At 30.4% G+C, this 24,195-nt stretch carries 23 protein-coding genes and 1 other annotated feature; of the genes, 2 read left to right on the forward strand and 21 right to left on the reverse strand.

What is annotated here, in order from left to right; translation table 11 throughout:
• Positions 1-2: 2 nt before the first annotated feature.
• The 3 genes from JV173_RS03505 to pgsA form a co-directional block, all read right to left on the reverse strand.
• Complete coding sequence (locus JV173_RS03505; protein WP_205734908.1) at positions 3-1,736, reverse strand: ABC transporter ATP-binding protein; 1,734 nt, start codon at positions 1,734-1,736, stop codon at positions 3-5.
• A 99-nt stretch (positions 1,737-1,835) separates the two neighbouring features.
• Positions 1,836-2,831, reverse strand: coding sequence for a recombinase RecA (gene recA, locus JV173_RS03510; RefSeq protein WP_205734909.1), 996 nt, complete (start codon positions 2,829-2,831; stop codon positions 1,836-1,838).
• 54 nt (positions 2,832-2,885) lie between these two features.
• Positions 2,886-3,476 carry a CDP-diacylglycerol--glycerol-3-phosphate 3-phosphatidyltransferase gene (gene pgsA / locus JV173_RS03515; protein ID WP_205734910.1) on the reverse strand — a complete coding sequence of 197 codons (591 nt, stop codon included), beginning with the start codon at positions 3,474-3,476 and terminating at the stop codon, positions 2,886-2,888.
• Positions 3,477-3,580: 104 nt separating this feature from the next.
• Here pgsA and rpsT point away from each other — a divergent pair, with 104 nt between their 5' ends.
• Complete coding sequence (gene rpsT, locus JV173_RS03520) at positions 3,581-3,844, forward strand: 30S ribosomal protein S20 (protein ID WP_205734911.1); 264 nt, start codon at positions 3,581-3,583, stop codon at positions 3,842-3,844.
• 21 nt (positions 3,845-3,865) lie between these two features.
• Here the strand turns inward: rpsT and JV173_RS03525 are convergent, their stop codons facing one another.
• The 17 genes from JV173_RS03525 to JV173_RS03605 all read right to left on the reverse strand — a co-directional run bounded on the left by JV173_RS03525 (position 3,866) and on the right by JV173_RS03605 (position 18,647).
• Entirely contained in the window at positions 3,866-4,534 is a 669-nt protein-coding gene (locus JV173_RS03525; RefSeq protein WP_205734912.1) for a 3'-5' exonuclease, read from the reverse strand.
• Complete coding sequence (gene holA, locus JV173_RS03530) at positions 4,531-5,478, reverse strand: DNA polymerase III subunit delta (RefSeq protein WP_205734913.1); 948 nt, start codon at positions 5,476-5,478, stop codon at positions 4,531-4,533. The genes JV173_RS03525 and holA overlap by 4 nt, the downstream gene beginning before the upstream one ends.
• 43 nt (positions 5,479-5,521) lie before the next feature.
• Entirely contained in the window at positions 5,522-7,507 is a 1,986-nt protein-coding gene (locus tag JV173_RS03535; protein WP_205734914.1) for a ComEC/Rec2 family competence protein, read from the reverse strand.
• On the reverse strand, positions 7,476-7,973 hold the full coding sequence (locus JV173_RS03540) for a ComEA family DNA-binding protein (protein ID WP_205734915.1): 498 nt from the start codon (positions 7,971-7,973) through the stop codon (positions 7,476-7,478). The genes JV173_RS03535 and JV173_RS03540 overlap by 32 nt, the downstream gene beginning before the upstream one ends.
• Positions 7,974-8,016: 43 nt before the next feature.
• The gene (locus JV173_RS03545; protein ID WP_205734916.1) at positions 8,017-8,661 is read right to left on the reverse strand and encodes a class I SAM-dependent methyltransferase; all 645 of its coding nucleotides are present in this window, start codon (positions 8,659-8,661) and stop codon (positions 8,017-8,019) included.
• Positions 8,658-8,966: a ribosome silencing factor gene (gene rsfS, locus JV173_RS03550; RefSeq protein ID WP_205734917.1), complete on the reverse strand. Its 309-nt coding sequence runs from the start codon at positions 8,964-8,966 to the stop codon at positions 8,658-8,660. Before rsfS ends, JV173_RS03545 begins: the two co-directional genes overlap by 4 nt.
• A gap of 3 nt (positions 8,967-8,969) precedes the next feature.
• Complete coding sequence (gene yqeK, locus JV173_RS03555) at positions 8,970-9,521, reverse strand: bis(5'-nucleosyl)-tetraphosphatase (symmetrical) YqeK (RefSeq protein ID WP_205734918.1); 552 nt, start codon at positions 9,519-9,521, stop codon at positions 8,970-8,972.
• Positions 9,518-10,543, reverse strand: coding sequence for a GTPase (locus JV173_RS03560; protein ID WP_205734919.1), 1,026 nt, complete (start codon positions 10,541-10,543; stop codon positions 9,518-9,520). Before JV173_RS03560 ends, yqeK begins: the two co-directional genes overlap by 4 nt.
• Complete coding sequence (locus JV173_RS03565; RefSeq protein WP_205734920.1) at positions 10,530-11,072, reverse strand: YqeG family HAD IIIA-type phosphatase; 543 nt, start codon at positions 11,070-11,072, stop codon at positions 10,530-10,532. The genes JV173_RS03560 and JV173_RS03565 overlap by 14 nt, the downstream gene beginning before the upstream one ends.
• A complete protein-coding gene (gene greA, locus JV173_RS03570; RefSeq protein WP_205734921.1) occupies positions 11,072-11,548 on the reverse strand; it encodes a transcription elongation factor GreA in 477 nt (158 codons plus the stop codon). Before greA ends, JV173_RS03565 begins: the two co-directional genes overlap by 1 nt.
• 53 nt (positions 11,549-11,601) lie before the next feature.
• Positions 11,602-12,219 carry a M48 family metallopeptidase gene (locus JV173_RS03575; protein WP_205734922.1) on the reverse strand — a complete coding sequence of 206 codons (618 nt, stop codon included), beginning with the start codon at positions 12,217-12,219 and terminating at the stop codon, positions 11,602-11,604.
• Positions 12,216-12,779 carry an O-methyltransferase gene (locus JV173_RS03580; protein WP_205734923.1) on the reverse strand — a complete coding sequence of 188 codons (564 nt, stop codon included), beginning with the start codon at positions 12,777-12,779 and terminating at the stop codon, positions 12,216-12,218. The genes JV173_RS03575 and JV173_RS03580 overlap by 4 nt, the downstream gene beginning before the upstream one ends.
• Entirely contained in the window at positions 12,769-13,047 is a 279-nt protein-coding gene (locus JV173_RS03585) for a DUF1292 domain-containing protein (RefSeq protein ID WP_205734924.1), read from the reverse strand. Before JV173_RS03585 ends, JV173_RS03580 begins: the two co-directional genes overlap by 11 nt.
• A gap of 12 nt (positions 13,048-13,059) precedes the next feature.
• Positions 13,060-13,470 carry a Holliday junction resolvase RuvX gene (ruvX, locus tag JV173_RS03590; RefSeq protein ID WP_205734925.1) on the reverse strand — a complete coding sequence of 137 codons (411 nt, stop codon included), beginning with the start codon at positions 13,468-13,470 and terminating at the stop codon, positions 13,060-13,062.
• 1 nt (position 13,471) lies between these two features.
• Positions 13,472-16,033 (reverse strand): alanine--tRNA ligase, encoded by a 2,562-nt coding sequence (alaS, locus tag JV173_RS03595; protein ID WP_240453008.1) that lies wholly within the window; start codon positions 16,031-16,033, stop codon positions 13,472-13,474.
• A gap of 52 nt (positions 16,034-16,085) precedes the next feature.
• Positions 16,086-16,275, reverse strand: a binding site (T-box leader).
• A 51-nt stretch (positions 16,276-16,326) separates the two neighbouring features.
• Positions 16,327-17,217: a hypothetical protein gene (locus JV173_RS03600; protein WP_205734926.1), complete on the reverse strand. Its 891-nt coding sequence runs from the start codon at positions 17,215-17,217 to the stop codon at positions 16,327-16,329.
• Positions 17,214-18,647: an FRG domain-containing protein gene (locus JV173_RS03605; protein ID WP_205734927.1), complete on the reverse strand. Its 1,434-nt coding sequence runs from the start codon at positions 18,645-18,647 to the stop codon at positions 17,214-17,216. The genes JV173_RS03600 and JV173_RS03605 overlap by 4 nt, the downstream gene beginning before the upstream one ends.
• Positions 18,648-18,876: 229 nt before the next feature.
• Between JV173_RS03605 and JV173_RS03610 the strand changes: the two genes are divergently transcribed.
• Positions 18,877-20,064 carry an MFS transporter gene (locus JV173_RS03610; RefSeq protein ID WP_205734928.1) on the forward strand — a complete coding sequence of 396 codons (1,188 nt, stop codon included), beginning with the start codon at positions 18,877-18,879 and terminating at the stop codon, positions 20,062-20,064.
• Positions 20,065-20,105: 41 nt separating this feature from the next.
• On the opposite strand, the gene JV173_RS03615 is transcribed toward JV173_RS03610, so the two are convergent.
• Complete coding sequence (locus tag JV173_RS03615; protein WP_205734929.1) at positions 20,106-24,161, reverse strand: InlB B-repeat-containing protein; 4,056 nt, start codon at positions 24,159-24,161, stop codon at positions 20,106-20,108.
• Between the last annotated feature and the right edge of the window lie 34 nt (positions 24,162-24,195).

Genomic DNA, 24,195 nt, shown 5'->3' on the forward strand with positions numbered 1-24,195 from the left:
CCCTACTTCATACTCATTTGTTTGATGTATTGGTCTTTATACCAACCATCTCGACTGACTAATTCTTCATGTGTGCCTTCATCAATGATACGACCTTTATTCATGACAATAATATGGTCAGCATCTCGAACTGCTGAGAATCTGTGGGCAATAATAATATTCGTCTTATTTTTTCTAAATTGTTTTAATTGATCAATAATATTTTCTTCAGTTTTAGCATCAACTGCAGAAAGTGAGTCGTCAAGAATTAAAATTTCTGGTTCACGGACTAAAGCACGTGCAATTGAAAGACGTTGTTTTTGACCACCGGAAAGAGTTGCACCACCTTCACCAACTTTAGTATGCACACCTTCTGATAAGTAATTTAAATCTTTTTCAAAGTCTGCGACTTTAATTGCGCGATTTAATTGATCGATTGTTGCGGTTGGGTTACCAATCATAATATTATCATCAACACCACGTCGGAATAGCATATGTGACTGCGGAACATAACCCACCATATTTCTAAGATCTTTAATGTTATATTTTTTAATATCTTTTTGATCAATCAATATTCTTCCACTTGTTACATTAAATTCACGTAAGAGTTGTCGAATTAATGTAGATTTTCCTGAACCTGTCGGTCCAACAACACCAAGTGTTTCACCATGATTAATCTTTAAATTAATATTTTGAATTGTATCACTATGATCAAATGGATATTTAAATGTGACATCTTTGAATTCGATTGAATTAAATGACATGATGTGTTCATTATCTTTATCATCTGTAACTTTAGGTTCAATATCCATGATTTCATAGAATCTGTCAATCGCAACAGTTGCATTATTGATTTGTTGGAATACCCCTGAAATACCAATAATTGGACCATATAACATACCAATGTATGATACAAAAGTTACAAGTTGTCCGACAGTCATCATTTGGTTCATAATAAATACTGACCCAAAGACAAACGCTAAAATATAAGCAATACCGTAAACCATTTCAAATAATGGTGTTAATCTGTTTTCATAATTAATAATGTATCGCCAGGATTCAATATCCCCGTTGATTGCTTCATATTGTTTTTGAAGGTCTGTATCTTCTTGTACATATGCACGAATAGTTTTTTGACCTTCAACAGATTCTAAAATCTTTTCAGTCATCTTCGCATAAATGATACGATGTTTTTTAACATATGCACGTTTCTTCATACGAATGAAGTTAAGTATCGTTAATCCAATCGGCATGATCGTGACTGAAATCACTGTCAATTGCCAAGAAATTGTCGATGCCATAATCGTAATTGCGACAAGAATCATCGCAACATTTAAGACAATACCTTCAATCATTGAAGTTGCTGCAATTGTGATTGAATCAAGGTCATTTGTTGCTCTTGAAATTAAATCACCTTTTTGGTATTTTTCATAAAATTCAGCATCCATTGAAAATAATTTTTTCAAATACTTTTGACGCATTTGAAATGCTAATTTTTGACTGGTTTTATTTAATGTGTAGTTATAAATATAAGATGATGTATATCGTCCAAAAGGAACTAAAACTAGCCCTACCAAGAGAAATAACAGTGATTCAAATGTTAAACTCTTTGAAACAATCACATCAATTGCCATACCCAAGATGTAGGCTGGAGTTAATGCCAATAGTGTAATGATAATCAGGAAAACGAACATAATTAAATATGCTCTCCATTCCTGTTTGATGTACCAACTAACTTTCTTTATAATATTTATCATAAATCTCTCTCACTTTACTTAAAATATTATAAACCCAATGAATAAAAAAAGGGAGTACTTTTATCTAACATAGATAAAAATCTCACCTTTTTACATAAATTATTTTTTTATATTGTAATGAGCAAGTATTTTATTTTCTAACTCATCTAATAATTCTGGTTTTGACTCAAGATAAGCACGTGCATTTTCACGGCCTTGACCAAGTTTTTCATCACCAATATTGTACCAAGCACCGCTCTTATTAACAAATTCAAGATCAGTTGCTAAATCTAAGATTTCGCCACTTCTTGAAATACCTGTTCCATAAAGAATATCGATTGCTGCTACCTTTAATGGTGGTGCTACCTTTGACTTAACGACTTTAACGTTTGAACGAATCCCAACCATGTCATTTCCAGCTTTGAGTGCTTCTGCTCTTCTGATTTCTAAACGAACAGATGAGAAGAATTTAAGCGCACGACCACCAGGTGTTGTTTCTGGGTTACCAAACATAATGCCGACTTTTTCACGAATTTGGTTAATGAAAATAGCGACAACGTTTGTCTTTGAAATTACACCAGAGAGTTTTCTCATAGCTTGGCTCATCATTCTTGCTTGAAGACCAACGTGATTAGCTGACATATCACCTGCAATTTCTTGCTCAGGTACAAGAGCTGCAACTGAGTCAACAACAATCATATCGATAGAACCACTCTTGATTAACGCTTCAGCAATATCAAGTGCTTGCTCACCAGTATCTGGTTGAGAAAGTACTAAATTATTTAAATCAACACCTAAAGCTTTTGCATAGGTAGGATCTAATGCGTGTTCAGCATCAATAAAAGCAACTGTACCACCAGCTTTTTGAGCACTTGCCATTGCATGTAATGTTAAAGTTGTTTTACCACTTGATTCAGGACCATAAACTTCAATGATTCTGCCACGTGGATATCCACCAATACCTAACGCAATATCTAATGCTAATGAACCGGTTGGAATGACTTCAACTGAATGATCGCCTTCATCACCTAATTTCATGATAGAACCTTTACCAAATTGCTTTTCAATTTGTTTTAAGGCAAGTTCTAATGCCTGTTGTTTTTTGTTATCACTCATGGATTAATCATTCCTCCTATACTATAATACTAGAAAAACGTTGTAAAAACTTTTTTAAATTGATTCTAATACAACCTTTTTATTTTTCATAAAATAATCATAACCTGATAATGCTGTAAAGAATACTGCGAAGTAGTAAACAATATTACCAAACCATTCAAAATTAGGATCTAACATGGTTAATCCAAAATCATTAAATAATAAAATAATAATTGCTACCATTGTAGTTGCAGTTTTATATTTACCAAGTTTACTTGCTGCTATAACATTACCGCGTTCTACTGCGAGTAATCGAATACCAGTCACCATAAATTCTCTAATCATAATAAGAACTACAGTCCAAATAGGTACTCTGTCAGGCATAATAACCATTAAATAATAAAGTGCTGCAAACACTAATACTTTATCCGCTATCGGATCTAAAAATTTACCAAATGTTGTAATTTGATTATATTTTCTTGCAATATAACCATCTAAAAAGTCAGTTAAGCTTGCTACCACAAAGATAACTGCAAAGATTATTTGACCAATGGTCATACTCAAGAATTGGGTTTGCGTAATAAACAGACTATCTATATATAAAATACCTATCATAAAAGGTATTAGAATTACGCGAAATATGGTAAGTTTATTTGCTGTTGTCATGAAATCATCCTATCATAAATATTTTATCATAAAGAGCCGTTTTTTATTGCATTTTAATATGGTATTTGATAAAATGAATTGTGCTGATTTAGGAGGTGAATTTGGTGGCTAATATCAAATCTCAAATTAAACGTAATAAAACTAATGAAAAAGCTCGTCAAGCGAATGTTGCATTAAAGAGTTCTTACAAGACTTCTGCTAAAGCGATCGCAGCAGCTGTTGCAGCTGGTGACAAGGAAAAAGCATTATCTTTATTATCTTTAACATTTAAGAAGTTAGACAAAGGTCAAGCAAAAGGTGTATTCCACAAGAACTTCGTTGCTCGTCATAAGTCTGCTTTATCAAAACAAGTTAACGCATTAGCATAAGACACCTGAAAAGGTGTTTTTTTATGCTGATTTTTCTATTTCACGTTGACCATTCATACCTTGGCCAACTCTTTTTATTGATTTCTTAGAAAAATAAATATCTGGTTTTGGATATTTTGGATTATATCCTAATACATTCACATAAACTTCTAAATTTGGTTGCTGTTGATCAAGTGCTTGTAGAACTTTGAATGTTGCTAAAGCATCATCACTAGCTCTATGGGCATTTTCATTTACAATACCAAAAGTTTCAACTGCATTCATTAATTTATGTGGATATGGATATCTATCCTTATAAACTGCCATGCAGTCTAAAATATCATTTTTAATTGCGTAGTTCTTCTCAACATATTTTTGGAATAATTTAAGCAAGAATCCAATATCAAATGCTAAGTTATACGCGACAAGTAGTGTATCTTCATCAATTAAATTATTTAACATTTGAAATGCGATTTCTTCATCGATACCATCTTTTTTCAACATTTCATTTGTGATACCTGTTAAATTTGTAATAAAAGCTGAAATCGGTTCAGGTTGTTTGATTAATTCATTCATTGATTCAACAACCTCATAACGATCACCGGCTTTTTTTAATTTTACAGCACCAACTTCGATGATACGATCGTTTGCTGCTGATAGACCTGTTGTTTCAAAGTCAAAGATTAAGATTGATTGATATTTTAAATTCATTTCACTTTCCCCAATAATAGTAACTCAAAACCGAGTCTGTCGTCTTGGTTACCTGATTTTATATTTAAGTCTAATTCTTTTAAATCTTTAATGAGTTTTTCTAATGCTTTTGGATTTTGTACGCGTGCTTCTTTCACTACATGATATGCACGTCCTGATGAAATCCCTAAGTAATGTGCAATCGATTCTTGATCATATTTTGATTGTAGTAATTTTTGAGCTTGGAATATCAAGAAGATTGTTTGATATAAGTGGTTGATAATTGTTGAAGGTTGCATCTTACTTTCAAGTAAATCATCATAAATTTGCATATAAGTTTTGACATCACCTCTTAAATAAGCAGATGAGAAATTAAATATATTTTCTTCTAAAGTTCTAGGAACTAAATTATTAACCATATCAAAATTAATTTCTTTTAAATCATAAGCATATGCTTTAAGTTTTGAGATCTCTTGTTCAATTAAATATAGATTATTCCCAGTTCGATCAATGATTGCTTGAATTGTTCTGCCATCAATCTTATAACCATCCTCATCAAATAGTTTCTTAATATGAATTGGTAGGAGTGAACCTTCAATTGGTTTAATTCGTTCGATGAATGTATATTTTTCTAATAGATCTGTAAAGCTGCTACGCTCAGGTAATGTTGTTACATACATGACAAGTAAGATTTCAGAACTTGGATTTTCTAAATAACTTCTAAATTGTTTAAGAGCTTTATCATCATAAGATGCAAGTGCATCTACATGCTCAATCACGACCATTTTCTTCTCATCAAAAAAAGAAACCGTATAAAGTTCCTGCAAGATATTTTCAAGCGGTGTATCAATTGCATCAAAGGTAATGGCATTCATAGGGTCAATCTTTGATAAGACTTGATATTTTTTTATTTGTTCTCTAATAAGGTATGTGGATTCACCAACAAGTAAATATATTTTTTCCATAGTTTCCATCCTTACTTTTTATTATACATGACTTAATCATGATTTAAGGTTTAAAGTTAATTATTTCTTGTTTATAAAACAAGATACTCCCCAGATATCTTGTTTCAAATACTTTGATACTTAAGGTCTGATGTCGTTTGATAATTTCAGGTGTCGGTAAATTATAGATATTTTTATCTTTTACAGATACAACTGCAAATTTAGGATCAACTTCTGATAAAAACTCTAAACTACTGGATGTATCTGAACCGTGATGGGCAACTTTTATCACATCCGACTTCAACTTATCATGATACGTATTAACTAAATCACTTTCTGCTTTTACACCAATATCTCCGGTATATAAGAATGTTAATGCGTTTACTTTAATTTGAAAGACAAGTGAGTTCAGATTTGTATTTTGATAATCTCTGATTGGCCCTAAAAACTTTAATTCAATTGAATCTATTTCAATTAAATTCCCCTCATCAATAAGAATGATATTTTGATGAGCAAGTCCATAATCAGTATAACCACTTAAAATTAATGTATCTACTTCAAAGTTTTTAATTAATTCAGATGCTTCTTGCATGTGATCTAAATCATTATGAGAAAGTATTAAATAATCAATTTGATAAATATAGTTTGAACTTAAGTATTTTGAAACATATTGATAACTATCAATAACGATTGTTTTACCATTTTTAAAGATAACACTACTATCCCCTTGACCAACATCTAAAAAGATAACTTGGTCAGCTTTTGGTATCCAAGTTATTGTTATGCTTAATGTAAGTATCCAAATAAAAATAGATAACCTTAAATTAAGTTTCATTTCCTTTTTTGCACTGATTGTTAGAATGAGACCAACATAATATACAATAAGTAAGATACCTTCAAATCTAAAAAAATAAATTGCAAACTGATAAGGTTCTAAAAAGATAATGATACTTTGTATCAATTTTCCAATAAAAGGTATCACATTTAAAATTGGAAGGATTGTTACAAGTATGACACTTGGAATAAATATAGGTTTAATTAAACTGATTAAGAGTGGTGTAAAAATCAGAAGTGTTAAATTTACTTTACCTTGCCATAACGTTAAATAAGGTATTAGAATAAGCGGAGCGAGCATAACGTCTTGAAATCTACTTTTTAAAGGTTTTAACTTAAACATAACAATAAGTAAGTATAAGACTTGAAAACTTTTATTATAGATATATAATGGATGAATTATAAGGATTACAATAAATCCAAATGACTCAATATCTAAATCTGTTAAGCTTAAATTGAATTGTTCATTTAACCAGGTAAGTACATATTTTAAAAACATGCGTAAGACTAAAATACTAAATCCAATTAAATAAAAAATAAAAGAGAGTATTGAAATCAAAAGATCTTTCTCATGATCTTTAATATCTAAATAAAAAAATAGTCTTCGAATTAAAAATATGAAAAAGGTAAGATGCACACTTGATAAAGACAACAGATAACTTAAACTATCCATTTCATAAAAGTTCTCATCTTTAAAAAGTTTGACTAAAGGTTTTGATGTATCTAAATTACTAAACACATTAAATTTAAAGACAGACTTAATTTTTATGACATCAATCTTGGCTGTTATGCCATTTGACATTTTATATTGATATTCATCAAAACCATTTGGAATCGTTGAATTTTTAAAGTTTACTACAAGTCCTTCAATTTCAATAATTTCAAAAGGAGAAAATTCTTCTTTACTATTAAACTCATATTTTTTGAATTGAATAAGTACTTCATATTGATTTGAATAGTTTTTTACTTCTTTAGTTAAAATTATCCCCCTACCAAAGACTTCTTCGGGGATATATCTTTGATATATAAAGTTTAGTAAAAATATACCAAGTATGCATATTATTAATATATAATTAATAAGTTTTCTAAATCGATACAATAGATAAATGAATACAAACCCAAAATACCAATAGTTTAAAGTTATAGAAAAACTAATCAGTAAAATAACATACAAATGTAAGAAATTAGAGATAGAAATATGACTTGATCTTTTCAAAGGTTGCCTCTCCTATGCCTTTTACATTAAGGAGTTCTTCTACTTCTGTAAACTTTCCAATTGAAGTACGGTATAAAAGTATATTTAAAGCTTTTGTATCCGAAATGTTTGGAATTGCTAATAACTCCAGATATGTGACTTCATTTAAATTTACCTTATAATTTGATTCAACATTCGCATAACTAACAGTTGGTATTTCATATGTCGTTTCTTCAACTAAGTTATTTAAATTGAAACCATCTAAATTTGCACTTTCTGTTAGTCCACCTGCAAGATGAATTAAATATGCAAGGTTGTTACCTCTTGATAGTTTATATTTACCAGGATTTATGACCGCACCTTTTATCTCAACAGTGATCATTTCATTTTGTCCTTCAAAATAGGGATATTCTTTTACTTTAGGAAAAAAGTAAATTGCTGCAACAACAAACAATACAATGACTACAAAAACGATATTTTTTCGCATAAAAAAACCTCTCTATAACTATAGTTATATAAAGAGGCTTATTTTACTTTTTACAAATTAAAAACACTTTACGATCATCAAAACTTTTAATGATTTTAACTTTAAATCCTAGACTTAATAAGATAGCTTCATAATACTCAATTTCGTTATACCACTGCTTAACTTTGAATTTTTGAGTTAAACCGTCTTTTGATACTTCAAGTTCGTGAACAATCTGAGCTTTCGTCGTATAAACTTCCCAATGATATGATAACCCTTGGTAGATTCCTTCCTCTTCTTCAAAAATTGGTAGACGATATAAATCTAAAATAAGTATACCGTTTGGATTAAGTGCTTGATAATAATTATGAAAAACTTTCTTAACACCCATGAAGTAATGAGAAACATCAAGTAGTGAAATGATCTGATCAAATTTTCTTGGTATTTTCTTTCTTATATCATGTTTGATGAGTTCACATGAAAGATTTTCTTTTTCTAATTTTTCTTGTGCAAGTTTTAACATATCCTTATTAATATCAAGACCAACCATTGGATAGCCTTGGCTAACTAAGTACTTTAGGATATACCCAGATCCACAACCAGCATCTAAAGTTGTCTTAGATTTATCTAAATACTTTAGAATAGGCTTTAAAAGTTTTGGATAGTTTACATCTTGTTGTAAGATATCGTAAACTTGTTCAAAAGTCATTTTCTAAATTCCATGAAGCGTTGGTCAAAACCATAAAATCTACGGTCATCTTCTTTGAATAAGTGAACAACAATATCACCTAAATCAATTAAAACCCAACCTGCATTGCCTTTACCTTCAATGTGTTTGATTTCGTTTCTTAAATCATCACCAAAATAACCAATTGCAGCTTGTCCTGCACGGTCATTTACAGTCCCTACAACAAAGTAATCATAATAAGGTGATGTTTCTTTAAAGTCAAATACTGCAATATCTTTTGCATTAACTTTTTCTAAAATTTCTAAACTTTTCTTAAGTAAATCCACTAATTATTCTCCTAACATTTTGATCGTTTCATTCATCAAAGGATGAATTGGTAATTGTTTATCTAATAGTCTTTGTTTCGTTACTTCTAAATACGCTAGAATCGCTTTATCTATGGATATATCTGCTAATTCTCTTAAGTAATTAACCGTTGGATATGTTCTAGTTTCTTCAATCTTATCTGCAATTAAAACCACTTTAGCATATTGGTTCATTTTAGGACTTCCAAAGACATGAAATCTAATGGCATCTAGTATATCAGAGTCATTTATTTTGTATGTATTTTTTAAATAAGTTGCAGCACTCAGTGCATGATATACAACAACTTCATTTTTATAGAGTTCGATTTCTTCTGCATTTAAGTATGACTTTTGATCTTCAAGATCATCATATTTTGTAAAGTCATGCATTAGTGCAGCAATCTCTAACTTGTTTAGATCAAGATTTAATTTAGAACCCAATTCTTTTGCTTTTTTAACAACACCATAAATGTGTTTTAAGCGGTCTGGTCTATCTTTATATTTTTCTTCTAGATCTTTTTTTAAGACATCAATCATTTAATAAATCCTTCTAAAACTGAAATATGAAGTTTTGGATGTGTAAATAATCTAATAGTAACTGGACCAGTTAAAATCATGAAACCAAAATCTGCAAAAGTAATTTGATATTTTCTATCTTCTTTTAATGCATATTCTTTCATGACATATTGATCAAATCTAACATTTGTTACAAGTTCATTATTTAAAATAGATTCAACTTTATCCGCTTTTGTTGGATGCAGTTTAATCGCATCACTGCCATAGAATACAGATTTAGTTTCACCTTTTAAGATGGAAAGTCCAACTAAACCATCAATTAATATTGCATCATTTTTTTCAAGCATACCATTTTTAGGTTTGAATTGTTTTGATGGTAGCAAATCTTTATAAGTTTCATATGGGAAAAATTCATGTAAATATCCGGATTGATAAAGACCTGGTGTATCATAAATCATCATGTCATCAAATTTACCTGAAAGAATTCTTTGAGTAAGTGCTGCTTTTTTAATCGCTAGTGCTTCTTTATTCCCAGTTAAAGCTTTAAAGATGGTTGTTTTACCACTATTTTGAAGACCTATGAAATAGACCTCTTTATAATTTGTTACTCTTAAATAATTTTTTAGATTATTGATATCAAGTTTATTTAAAGCGCTCATTAAAATGATTTCATCATATGAAACTCTAAATTGATTGAATTGTTTTTGAATTTTACCAAGTAAGAAGTTTTTATCCGTTGATGCTGGTAGAAGATCGATTTGGTTGATTAAATGCACGACATGATATTCATCTGCAAGACGTTTTACTTCAGAGGTTAAAAGTGTATCTAAATATAATACAGATGATACGATAACAATTAATGCATTCTTTTTAAACTCAGGTAATCTATCTGGATGGAAATGTGTATCGCCTTTTCCATAGTGCATGAGTTTAAAACAATGTGAACAGAAAGGTTGTTCAAGTGTTTTTACATAACCTAATTCATTTGGGTTTTCGGTTTGGAGACTTGCTCCACAGCCTAAACAAGTTCTATCGTTCTGCATAAGCTTTTAATACCTCTTCGTAACGCTTTGGATCTTTCTTTTTAATTTTATTCAAGAAGTAACTTTCAATTTTTCTATTAATTCTTGTCCAGATTTTATCGGTATCTCGTTTCACTGCTTCAATTAAGATTGTCATAAATCCGAGGCGCTTCCCACCAAAACAATCAGTCATGAGTTGATCTCCAATCATAACGACTTCTTCAGGTTTAACATCTAACATCTTAAGTGCTTTTTTAAATCCAAACTTTAATGGTTTTTTGGCAAATGAAACATATTTAAATTGATGTCCCACTGCATCTTTCACACGCTTTTCATGGGAATTTGAAATGACAAGGACTTTAAAGTCTTTTTCTATTTTTTGTAAGAATTCTGATGCTTCAACTGTTAATTTTGTTTGGTGATAGTCAATAATTGTATTATCTAAGTCAAAAAGCAGAGCCTTTTTCCCCTGCTTTAGTAAGTCATCATAATTAATTTCATATATGGATTTAATATATAAATCCGGAATACATTTTTTATAGATAGCCATTAATTTAATGAAACAATTTTAACGTTAAAACTCTTACCAGTTTCTGACTTAACAGTGACAACGTCACCAACTTCGCGACCTTTGATTGCTTTACCAATTGGTGAATCAACAGAGATTTTTCCTTTAATAGGATCTGCTTCAATTGTACCAACTAAATGGTATGTAACTTCTTTATCTTTATCGATAAAGTATAAGACAACTTCACGACCGATATTTACAGAAGATGAATCATCATTTAATTTAATGATTTTAACATTTTTAATGATTTCTTCAATTTGAAGAATACGAGCTTCAATACGTGCTTGTTCATTTCTTGCTGCATCGTAGTCAGCATTTTCTGATAAGTCACCTTGTTCTCTTGCTTCTTTTAAAGCTTCTAAGTTTTCTTTACGCTTTACTTCTTTAAGATCATTCAATTCTGCTTTGAGTTCTTCTAAACCAGCTTGAGTTAATTCATATTGTTTTTTAACTGCCATAATTTATGACTCCTTAAATTTTATTCAACTTATTATATCATTAAATGATATCTTTAATAACTAATGATGTGTTTTCTTAACTGTTTTTGTACTAATTTATGATTAATCATAACTTTATCGAGTACATTATAAAACGATTTTGAGTGATTTGCCACAATTAAGTGTGCATATTCATGCAATAATACATAATATAAATATTCAGGATGAATTCTTGCCAAGAAAGAGCTTAAAGTAATTTCTTTTTTCACTGTACGGCAAACACCATATTTACCCTTTAACTTTTTAACTGTCATTTCTACAGGTTTTAAGTTAAGTTTTTCAAGATCTAGAATTAATCTTGGCATGAATGTTTCAATTTTATCTAAGACTTCTTTTTTTAAAATTAATTCGTAATTTTTATCTGTTTGTTTGTATGGACCAAAGAATTCATCGATTGTTAATTCATTGCCCCAAAGTTGATATTTTGGAACCTCAAATTGACGTGGTTTTTGGACTTGATAGAACTTATCAAAGTGTTTATCTAAGAGATTCAATATATACGATTCAGTCGTTTTTTTATTTGCAGTAACGATTACGACATCATCTCTTTTTCTTAAGTAGATATGTTTGATTGGTTTGTAGATGATTTCGTATTTTAAAGATTTATCATTCTTTTGATAAACTTTCATCATTTAACCCTCGTTGTGACAGTCACACCATCACCAATATCGTACCACTCTGTTAGAAAGTCTTCGGTGGTCTCTAAGAACGTTTTAAATAAACCTAATTTCTTAATCATGTTTTTTGTACTGCGGCTTCTTGTTTTATCCATGGTTAAGTTATGGAAATTTATGTTATCACATACAATCATTCCACCAGGTTTTAAATATTTTTGATATTTATCAAAGAATACTTGGTAACTTGCTTTTGCACCATCGATGAAAATGAGGTCATATTGCTTATTTAAACCTTCATAGATTTTCGCATCCGCTAGAATTAAATTGACATTAGCATTAAAGTGATTAACCCACTTTTTAGCTTCATTATAACGTACTTCATCATATTCAATAGTATCTACTTGCGTTCTTTCACTAGAAAAACATATGGCACTATAGCCATATGCAGTTCCAATTTCAAGCAAGTTTTTTACATCTTTTTCTTTAATCAATTCCTGGATGAAGTTTAATGCTTCATCTGTAATGATCGGAATTTTGTTTTCTAAGCAATATGCTTTAAATTCACTAAGCTTCACTATCTTCTTCGTCTTCTGCCGCTTCTAAGTCTTCTTCGTATTGATTGTATACTTTATCAACTAAATCCCATTCAGCATCTGTTTCAATGTCAAATAATTGACCTTCTGAATCAGTTTCACCTGGAACATAAACTGCTGCTGAAACTTCGTGTGTTTCATCAAATTCAAACACAACATACTTTTTACCGTTATCTTCGAAAGTAAAAAGAATTGTTGCCATTTCTTCTTTATCACCGTTAAAAATAGTTAATTTATCGAGTGCGTTCATGATAATTCCTCCTTAAATGGAATCTAAATAATTTTGTAAGATGACTTGTGCTGCCACCTCATCGACTAATTGTCTTTGTTTATCATACTTCTTATTACTATCTGATAACATTCTTAATGCTGTCTTTGTTGATAAGCGTTCATCCCATGAGATAACTTTAACTGGACTGTTTTGTTCAATCATTGCTTTAAAACTTAGAGACATTTGTGCTTTCTCACCTAAATCATTGTTCATGTGTTTAGGTAGACCAATGACAACAATATCAATCTTACGATCAAAGATAATTTTTAAGAGTTGTTGCAGTGCATCATTAAAGTCCATTGGACGAAAACGAATGGTTGTTAAGTTTTGTGCAATGATTCCAGATTCTGAAATTGCAACCCCTAAGGTTTTTTCACCTAAATCTAGTCCTAGATATTTCAAATTAAAGCTCCTTTAAGAATGTATCTAAAGCAGTTAAATCTTGTGTACCACCTTGTGCAAAATCATTTTTACCTCCACCATTACCGTTTGTCTTAGTAGTTAAGTCTTTTAATAAATCTCTTGCAACAAGTTTTGATGTTTTAACAAGGAAAGATGCTTTTTGCTCACCTTTATTAATCAAGATTAATGCTTCTGTCTTAATTTTATCATAGAGCACATCAACTAATGGTTTAAGTGATGCTGCTGGAAGGTTGTCTACGATAACATATGTGATTTCTTCGATTTTTGATGGAATGAAACGATCTGCATCTTTTAAGATGGATGCAATTAAATCTGTTTCTGCTTTCTTTTCTAAATCTTTAACTTCGTTTTGCAATTTAACAATTGCTTCACGATAGTTTAAGATATCTTGATAACTGCCTAATACCGAAGGCAATTGATCTTTTTCTGTTGACTTAGTTAATTCTTGCTTTTTAGAAAGTAATTGTTCTAAAGTACCAAGATAACTCGCTAGATAATCTTTACTTGATTCAATGACATGATTTGTTGTACCTTCAAAACGGTAAATACCAGAACCAATTGATTCAACAGATGTAATCGCAAATTCTTCGATATCTTTAGTGTTTTTAACATGTGTACCACCACAGAACTCAATACTCCACTTGTTGATGTCAACAACACGAACAACGTCTCCGTATTTCTCACCGAATAACATCATTGCACCTAACTTCTTAGCTTCATCAATTGGAAGTACATGTGTAACAACATCTAATGATTCTTTAATTTTAGCTTTAACAACTGCTTCAATTTTTAGAATATCTTCATGTTTGATTGCTTCAAAATGGTTAATATCAAATGTTAATTTATCAGGTCCATTATAAGAACCTTGTTGATTCGCATGTTTACCAATCACATCTTTAATTGCTTGATGTAAAAGGTGAGTTGCTGTATGGTTCTTAGTTGTTTGTATGCGTCTTGTTTCATCAACAATAGCAAGCACTTCATCACCTTCTTCAAATGAATCTGTTTCAATAATGTGTAAGAATTGACCATGTGGTAATTTTTGAACATCTTTAACAACTAAACCATTGATTGTGCCTGTATCTGCAACTTGACCACCCATCTTAGCATAGAATGGTGTTTCATCAAGAACAATACCTTGATCAAAGATTTTAATTACTTTTGCTTCATGTTGTAGTGTTTCATATCCTACAAACTTAGAAGGTTCATTAAAGTTTAAAAATGCTTCATCTTGTGCTTTCATTGAAGCTTGAACATTTCTTGCTTCTCTTGATCTTGATTTTTGTTTATTTAATTCTTCTTTAAATGCATCTAAATCAACTTCAACATGATTCTCTTCTGCATACTCCACAGTTAATTCAATAGGGAATCCATAAGTATCATAAAGTTTAAATGCATCTTGACCTGAAATCTTATGATTTCTAATAGATGATATTAAGTGTTTTTCACCATCTGAGATAGTTGAATAGAATTTAGCTTCTTCTTTTTGAATAATCTTTTTAACAATATCTTTTGTAGGTGCTAGGTTTGTATAGAACTCACCCATCATTTCAACAACAGTATCAACTAAGTTAAATAAGAATGGTTCATGGAATCCTAATGTTCTACCGTACTTAACCGCACGACGAAGCAATCTTCGAAGTACATAACCACGACCTTCATTTGATAACATAGCACCATCAGAGATAGCAAACACTAAAGTCTTAATATGGTCTGAAATAACTTTGAAAGCCATTTGACCTTTATATTCGACTCCGCTTAATTCTGATGTTTTCTTAATAATTGGGAAGTGTAAATCTGTTTCAAAGTTTGTTTCAGTGTCTTGAAGCACACATGCAAATCTTTCTAAACCTGCACCAGTATCAATATTCTTACTTGGTAATTCTTTATATTGACTTCTTGGAATTGATGGATCTGCATTATATTGAGAGAATACGATGTTCCAAATTTCTAAATAACGATCATTATTAATATCGTTTTGTAGAAGTTCAACACCTCGTTTATCATATTTTTCACCACGGTCAAAATATATTTCAGTATCTGGACCAGAAGGACCTTTACCAATTTCCCAGAAATTAGTTTCAAGTGGTATTAAATGATCTTCTTTAACACCTAATCGCATCCAAGTCTTTTTTGCAACTAAATCATCTGGATAATATGTCATATATAACTTATCAAGTGGCATATTAAACCATTCTTTAGATGTTAATAATTCAAAACCAAATTCAATCGCTTCTTCTTTAAAATAATCACCAATACTAAAATTACCTAACATTTCAAAGAATGTATGGTGTCTAGCTGTTTTACCAACATTCTCGATATCGTTTGTACGAATACTCTTTTGAATGTTTGTAATTCTTCTTGATTTTGGTGTTTCTGAACCATCAAAGTATTTCTTTAATGGTGCAACCCCTGCATTAATCCATAATAATGTTGGATCATCAACTGGAATTAATGATGCAGATGGTTCAACTAAATGTCCTTTAGATTTAAAAAAATCTAACCACATTTTTCTGATTTCATTAGATGTCATGTATCTCATATACACATATTCTCCTTTAACAAAAATAAAAGTCCTTAAAAGTATTTAAACTTCTAAGGACGAAATAATTATTCCGCGGTACCACCTTAGTTCTAGATTTCTCTAGCCCTCGATTTATCGTTAAAGCCGATCTACTTTTGCTCCTAAGGTAGCCTTCATCTAATCGTTTACCATTCTTTCACCAATTGAATAGTTCTCTTCTTAAAACAACTTCGATTACTCGCCTTAATCAACGCACAATTCATTTTATCATTTTAGTTAATACAATACAACAATATAAAAAACTTTACATACTAATCTAGAAGTTGATTTTCATTTGTACAATCTATTAAAATCACATCTGGCAAATTCATTTCAACTCCATTATCCATATTTTTTTCCAATTCTAATTCTCTTATTGTATTTAAAAATTTCACTCGAGACGGTTTATCAGATTTAATACTTTCATTAATTAATTTATTTCTTATATTATTAATTAAATTAATGTGATTGATATTGCCTTTAGATATTGGTGTTCCAATCAACATATTCTTCAAAGCAACCTCAAAATCATCTAAATCTAAACATCCTTCAACCTCTTTATACCCCGATTTTGAAACAATTTTATTTGGAATTCCTATAAATTTTGATTTTCGTTCACTTTTACTTTTAATTTGTGATGTTTTTATTGGTGAGTTTAATTTAAGTCTATTTGCTATCGAATAATTCATATTATAAGTGTAACCACCAGTTATCAGGTTTTTCACTTTATAAAATACTCCATATGAACTTACTGAATCTAAAATACCAGATGATAAAATATCCGGAAAGAGATAATTGCTACTACCTCTAGGAGTAATCAATGGTTTTGTGGTTAACAAATAATGTTGCCTTACATTAATTTTAAAATCTCCCAATCCATAATATCCACTCATATTGTGCATAGTTTTATTTTGTAGAAGTGTATATCTAATTTGGGATTTACTAAATGAGACTATTAACAAATCTGCTACTTCACATTGTACAGTAATCATTGATGTTTTATCAGAAACTGCAAATTCTACCATACCCGAACTTCCATGTAAAATATCAGCGAATGCAAAAGTTTGAAATGTTTGTTTCAGGGTTGTAAACAGTATTACTTCATTAATCTTAACCCCACATGCAATTTTATTATCAATTAAATTATTAAATGTTGCTTTCATTTAGATTCTTCTTTCGGATTAATTGCAGAGTTCAACTTTTCAAACATTACTTCATATTTATTTGCCATTGAAAGACTTTTATTAATGATATTTTTTTGAATTTTTCTATCTTTTAAAAGAGGAATCAACTCACTCTTAAACATTTGTTTTGGACTATGAATTCCATTTTGGCAATATTTTACATATAATAATGCCTCTACGATATCAGCATATTTCTTTTCATTATTAAAATCATTATTATCAAATAAACAGTTTTTTGTACTTATTATTTTTTCACCTAACATATTTAAAACTGAATTATCTTGAATCATGCTTTTCCAATCAGTTAATTCTTCTTTCGTTTTAGCAATTTCCATTTCAAAAAAATATTCCGTTATACATAACGATAAAATTGCGTCTCCCATAGTTGCTAATTCTTTGTTTGAATTTACTTTGTACTTATACGCATAATCTACTCCAGTAAAAGCTTGCTGTTCTAATTCGGATATCTCATTTTTATCTTCCTTTAAATCCTGAAATAGTCTGGTTTTATTTTCCTTGGCTAAAGATTCTAAGCCTTTAAAAATTTTGGAATTTGATACCCCAGTAAAAAACATTAGTTCAGCAAGTATTTTCTTCTTTGCTATAGCGTTAATTTTAATATATGCTATTTCTTCTTTTACAGAGTGTTGATTTAACCCAAATAAAATAAATAATCCGTCTTGTGCTTGTAATCGTTCATTAGCAAATTGAGGTTTTACATAATAATATTTGGTTAAATCTGAGGGTAGTATACGATGATTTATGAATGCAGATCTTTCTCTTTCACATTCATAAATAAATTTAGAGAGAGTTTTTCTAGTAATTGAATCAATATCTAATTCAGAATTTTTTCTATCTCCTATATGTTTAGATTTAATTTCAGTATCGGGATACTTATCACAAAGACTTGAAATTATACCTTGTTCTTCTTTAGTAAATTTAGGTAATGTAGATAACATCAATGCTCTATCAGAATCATAAGATAAGATTTGATTACTTGAATCGGCTTTAAATATATAAACATATCCATCTTCGCTATTATCATCAAGTGCGAAAAATAACGCTATTAGTGGATTTGTAGTAATATCCAACATTCTAGTTCTTATACCATAGTGTTGCATTTTGGCTAGAATATCCAGGTTCGATAAATTATTAAATTCATTTGGCATTCTTCTAAGTGTATGATAGTAAATATCTTTTTCATTTTTTTTATTTATATCGTTTTTGTCTAGTCTAAACAATGAAGGTGTGCATCTTTGTTCAAAGTATTGCTTTTCACCTCGAAAATAAATTCGAAGTTTTTCATCCTTATACAATTCATTAAGTTCATTTTCAAAAGTGTAAATAAATTCAGATAAACTAGATACAGTACTTATTTCAGTAAATTGTTTGACAACTTCTTTATTCATTCGTGACACCCCTTATAATAATTTTCACTTAATTAATATATTATCATGTTTTAGCAAACACACTAATGCTAGTAAATCTCTAAAAAAACTATCAAAAGAAATAAAAATTACTAAATTTCACTATTTTTCTTAATTTAGTGACTAATTTAATGTCTTTCTGAAGACTTGTACACAATCTTTAAAGGCTTAATCTAATTTACTTGTGATATGATTATCTCGGTGACATCAAATGAACAAATCTAAAAAACAAACATTTTTATCTATCTTATTACTTGCAGTAATTTATATTGCATTTATTGCACTGGGTTTACCTGATGCACTTTTAGGTTCTGCATGGAATTTAGTTAGGGTAGATTTAAATGTTGGTTTAGGTAGTTTAGGTATTATGACGGTTGTGATCTACATTATGTCCATTATTTCAACTTACAATGCACCAAGATTACTAAAACTTTTCCAAACAAAATGGATTACGTTTGTATCGATTGCATTTACGGGTCTTGCTTTAATTTTCTTAAGTATGATTAATGAATTCTGGCAAATGTTATTTTTTGCAATTCCACTTGGTATTGGTGCTGGTGCAATTGATGTTTCATTAAATCACTATCTAACTAAAAACTATAAAGCTTCACATATGAGTTTTATGCACTCATTTTACGGTATAGGTGTAACGGCAGGTCCTTCGATTATGGCATATACTTTGAGTATGAGCAATTGGAGAACAGGATATGTTATTGTTGGTTCAATCTTAATATTGATTGCTATGATTGTTCTACTTTCATTTAAACTATGGAAAAAAGAAACTGAGTTTGAGAAAGCTGAACATGATCGGATTCCATTAAAAACTGCACTTAAAATTAAAGGTGCAGTTAATTCGATGTTTATTTTCTTACTTTATGTGCACATCGAATCATTGCTTGGTGTTTGGATTTCATCTTATATGTATCAAGTAAAGGGTTCAACTTTATCAACAGCTGCACTTGCTGCAACAACTTACTATTTAGGTTTAACCTTAGGTAGACTCTTATCTGGAATCTTTGCAAAATGGATTAAACCTAAAGCACTGATTCAAATTGGTATTTTACTCATTGGTATCTCTGTTATTCTATTCATTTTAGATTTTGATTTTGAAATATATTACTTTGTTGTAATTGGTTTAATTGGTATTGGATGTGGTCCAATCTATCCAAATATGATGTTCATTAATAATGATTACTACAAACCAAATGAAATTTCTAAAGTCATGTCATTTCAAATGGTGATTGGTTACATGGGATTTGGTATCTTAACACCACTTGCTGGCTTATTATTTGACCGACTATCAATTGAACTTTATCCTTTTGTATTATTATTCTCGACAACTGTTTTAATTGTCTTACTTTCAAGATACATGAAACTAAAAACTCAACAATCCTTATAAAAAAGCAGCCTAACTTAAGTAGACTGCTTTTTTTAATGTTTTTAGTTTACTGTAACGTTAATGATTGCTTGTGAACTACTATTTGTAAAAGCTTGTGCAATTTCAATTTGAACATTGATATTACCACCTTGATGCCAAGTGTAACTTGATAAATCAACTGAACCAGACGTTAAGACATCTGACATTTTAATGTATCCACTATTTGATGATGAAGGAATTGAATTATTCTTATCAACTTCTAAAATTTCAACAAAGAAGTTACTTGTACCATCATTATTTCTTACAAAATAGTCTCCCCAGAATGTCACGCTTGAGTTTAATCTTGCATCAATTCTATAAATGACAATCGCAGCATTGCTCAAGACATAATTATAATTCATATGACCATTATATAAACCTTGTGGTGTATAGAACATAATGAGTAAGTATTCATCAAATGCATTACCATCATTTAAATCATTCGAATTATAAGGAATAAGTAATGCATTACCAAATTGATCTGTGTCTGTTGAATATGAATCCAATGTTACTTGGTAGCTACCAGCACTTGAAATGAAGTATGGTTCTAACCAACCATATAAAAGCTTATTCGCAGGACCATGATCACCTGCATTGTAATCCATCATATCAAAGCCACCAATCGGACCGTATGATATGTCATTGTCGTACGAATATAAATCTGGGAAACCCATTAAATGGCCTAATTCATGAATATAAGTTTCAGCATTAACAGCTAAACCTGGTTTACCAGATAATGAATCTTCAATAAATGCATAACTTGCCCAGAAATAGTATTCAAACTTCTTACCATCTAATGTAGTGTTTTTAGCATAGCCATATTTAGCAGAGAAAACCCATGCCCACCATGGATCCGTATCATAATCATAATCCACAGAATAAATAAAGATAACTGAGTCAATTGTTCCATCATTGTTAGAATCATAATCAGCAAAATTAATCGTTGAATTCAGTGCAGTTAACGCTTCTTTTATAACGTATTGGTCAGCTTCATCCTGATAGTTTTGATAATACAATTTATTTTGTTGTGTTACATATTTTGGTGCAATATTAAACGTTAAATCAAGTTGTCCCCAACTACTCTTATAGTAGAAACTTGAAACGGATTCCCAACCAGTTGATTGAGCAGTTCCGTTAAAGACTAAATTGAGATTTGTCGCATAATTCGCAGGGAATTGATAATCTTTAATTTCAACTGGAATAACAAGTACTTCATATGTACCTGTTGAAGGTAATCCAGATTGACCAAACTTCATGATTTCCCATTCATTAATTGACTGACGTGAAGATAACGTTTGAAGTTCACCAAGTTCAATGACTGGATCATATTTCCAAATTCTAATTTCTAATGTTGTTCCATTTGATTCGATATATAAAGCATATGCAATATCATCTGATAACTTAATAGTATAGACTGTTTTACCTTTTAATAGAGATAATTCTTCGTCAAATTCATAATCTGCTGCAATTAAACTTTGAATATAATCAGAAACTCTTAACTGATGATCTAAATATTCAAATGCACCAGTGATTTTATATTCAGTTAAATTAATTGTTGATAATACAATTGAAGATAAATCTTCAACTTGTGGTAATAATGAAGACAATGTAGGTTCTGAGAATTTATTCCCTAAATCGGAAACCATAGCTGACCAAGAAAGCTCAACTGGAGCAGTCATTTGGTAAAGTTTGACTGCAAAAATCATAAATTGTCCAGCATTACCATTCGTATTTGAGCCAATAAAAAGCAATCTAAATTTTGAAGCATTTAAGTTATTGATTGTTATAGTTGTTTTGCTGGTTGAAATTTGAGCATAGAAATTACCACCTGCAAGATCAACCCAAGCTGATCCATTCCATGTTTGAACTTTAGCGTTTGTAAGTCTTCCAGAAAAATCATTTCGTGCTTGAATTTCAAAAGTAAAATGTGAGATGATATTCCCTAATGTATCAATTTCAAGCATTGCTTCAGAACCGCTCACATTATTTACATCACCTGCAAAAACCATTCCTGTTGTGAGCCCACTTGGTGCAGAAGTCACATTTGCCATATAACTCACTTTAACATTTACTTTACCTGCAGAACCAGGAAATACTAATGCAAGATTAGTAGTACTTGCATAACTTCCAGGTACAGTTGTTGTCGTATTTTGAATATTGAATTCATAATACAATGCTTCAACTGAATTACCTGGTTCTTCTTCATCTTCTAAATACTTGTATATAGCAATACCATAGACGATATCACCAGGATATGTTTCATCATCTGCATAAACATAGATAAAGAATTCTCCAACAATCCAAGCATCTTCAGAATCATCAAAAGAAAGCATTGAATCAATTGCATCGATGAAATCAAGTGCATCATCTTCACTCCAATTAAATACATCTAAATACACTAAGATTAAACCATCTTCTGATACATCAAAGATTTCATAGTCATCAGTTGTAATATTTGGCAATAAACTTGCAATATCAAATCCAAAGATTGAATTAAGTTCTTCTTTATAAGTATCTACAATAGGTTTTAAGGTAGATGTGAATTGTGCGGTGTAAACTTGATTATTTGTTGCAGCAACAATTTCAGGAGACCAACCGGTAAATTGGAATGTGTGAGTAGCAGTTTCTTCTTTTGTGGGTGTTAACCCAGAATATACAGGTAATTCGCCAGCAATAACTTCATCAGTTCCTAAAATCGTTCCGTCTTCGTGCTTCCATGTTATTGTATAAAAAATCGGCTTTGGAATTTCATTAAATGTTGCTGTATAAATTTGATCTTTAATAACAGAAGAAATTGCAGGTGTCCAACCAGCAAATTCATATGTGTGAGTATCTGTTTCTACTTTTGTTGGTGTTAAACCAGTATAAACAGGCATCAGTCCTTCTTCAAATAGTTCAGATTTTAATATTGAACCATCTTCATTTTTCCAAGTAATTGTAAAAGTAACAATTTCTTCGTTTGCTATCCATTTTGCATATAGTGTTAAATCATTTAATACTGGAATAAAGTTTGTAAAATGCATATCATTTGGACCAAAACCAGTATACCAACCAACGAATGTATAACCTTCTCTTGTTGGGATAGGTAGAATAACTGTTTTACCTGATTCAACCTCAATTGCATTTATGGAATCACCACCAGCAGAATCAAATGAAATTGTAAATAATTCAACGTCTGTTAATCTGCCATTGACTAAATCTTCAATCCATTCAGCTTCTGTTTTTGTATATGTTGGATTGTACTCTAAATATAGTTGATAAGCAGATTTTCCGTTTTGACCAACTAAACTTGCAACTTCAATTAAACTTGTCCAAATGGTATCGCCAACATATTGCCACACAATAAAGCCATTTGAAACTCTAAATGTAACTTCTCGACCATCTGCTCCATTTTGACCAGTTAATGTTGATAATGAAACAAGATTTGTCCAACTAGCATCACCAACGTATTGCCATTGAATAAATCCATTTGCTGCTTGGAAAACAACTTCTTTTCCGTTTTCACCATCATTACCATCTTTTCCAGCAAGTAATTCTAATGAGATCAGGTTAGACCAAGTAGCATCACCTTGATATTGCCATTGGATGAAACCTTCAGCAACTCTTAGTGTTACAGTTTTACCATCAATTCCGTCATTACCTTCTGGACCACGAACAGACTCTAACCATTCTTCATATGTTCCACTAAAAGCATTCGCAGTAACAGCTAGTTCATAGATTGCCATTAATTGTGTTTTCAATGTCCCATAACCTAAATTTAATGTGAATGTTGTTGTTTTACCTTCATAAGTTACTGTTATTTGATGCGTGCCAATTACAGCCAATTTTGCAAGATTTTCTTGTGATAACATTCCTGTTGTCACTGGAATAATTTCAATTTTACCATCCGTATAAATAACTTTAATTTCAATCGATGAAAGATCAAAGTTTTCGATATCATAAATATCTTCTAAATTAGATGCTTCAACAGTTATTGATGCAACAGTGACTTCTGATGTCACAACGTTACATGCTACTAAAATAAAAAATGAAGCCAAAACCAAAAAGAGTGCTCCAATTTTTTTCAAACCAATGTTCATAGGTACCCCCGAAACTTATTACAAGTTACTTAAT

Origin of the sequence: Acholeplasma equirhinis (genome assembly GCF_017052655.1) — a bacterium.
GTDB lineage: Bacteria > Bacillota_I > Bacilli_A > Acholeplasmatales > Acholeplasmataceae > Acholeplasma > Acholeplasma equirhinis.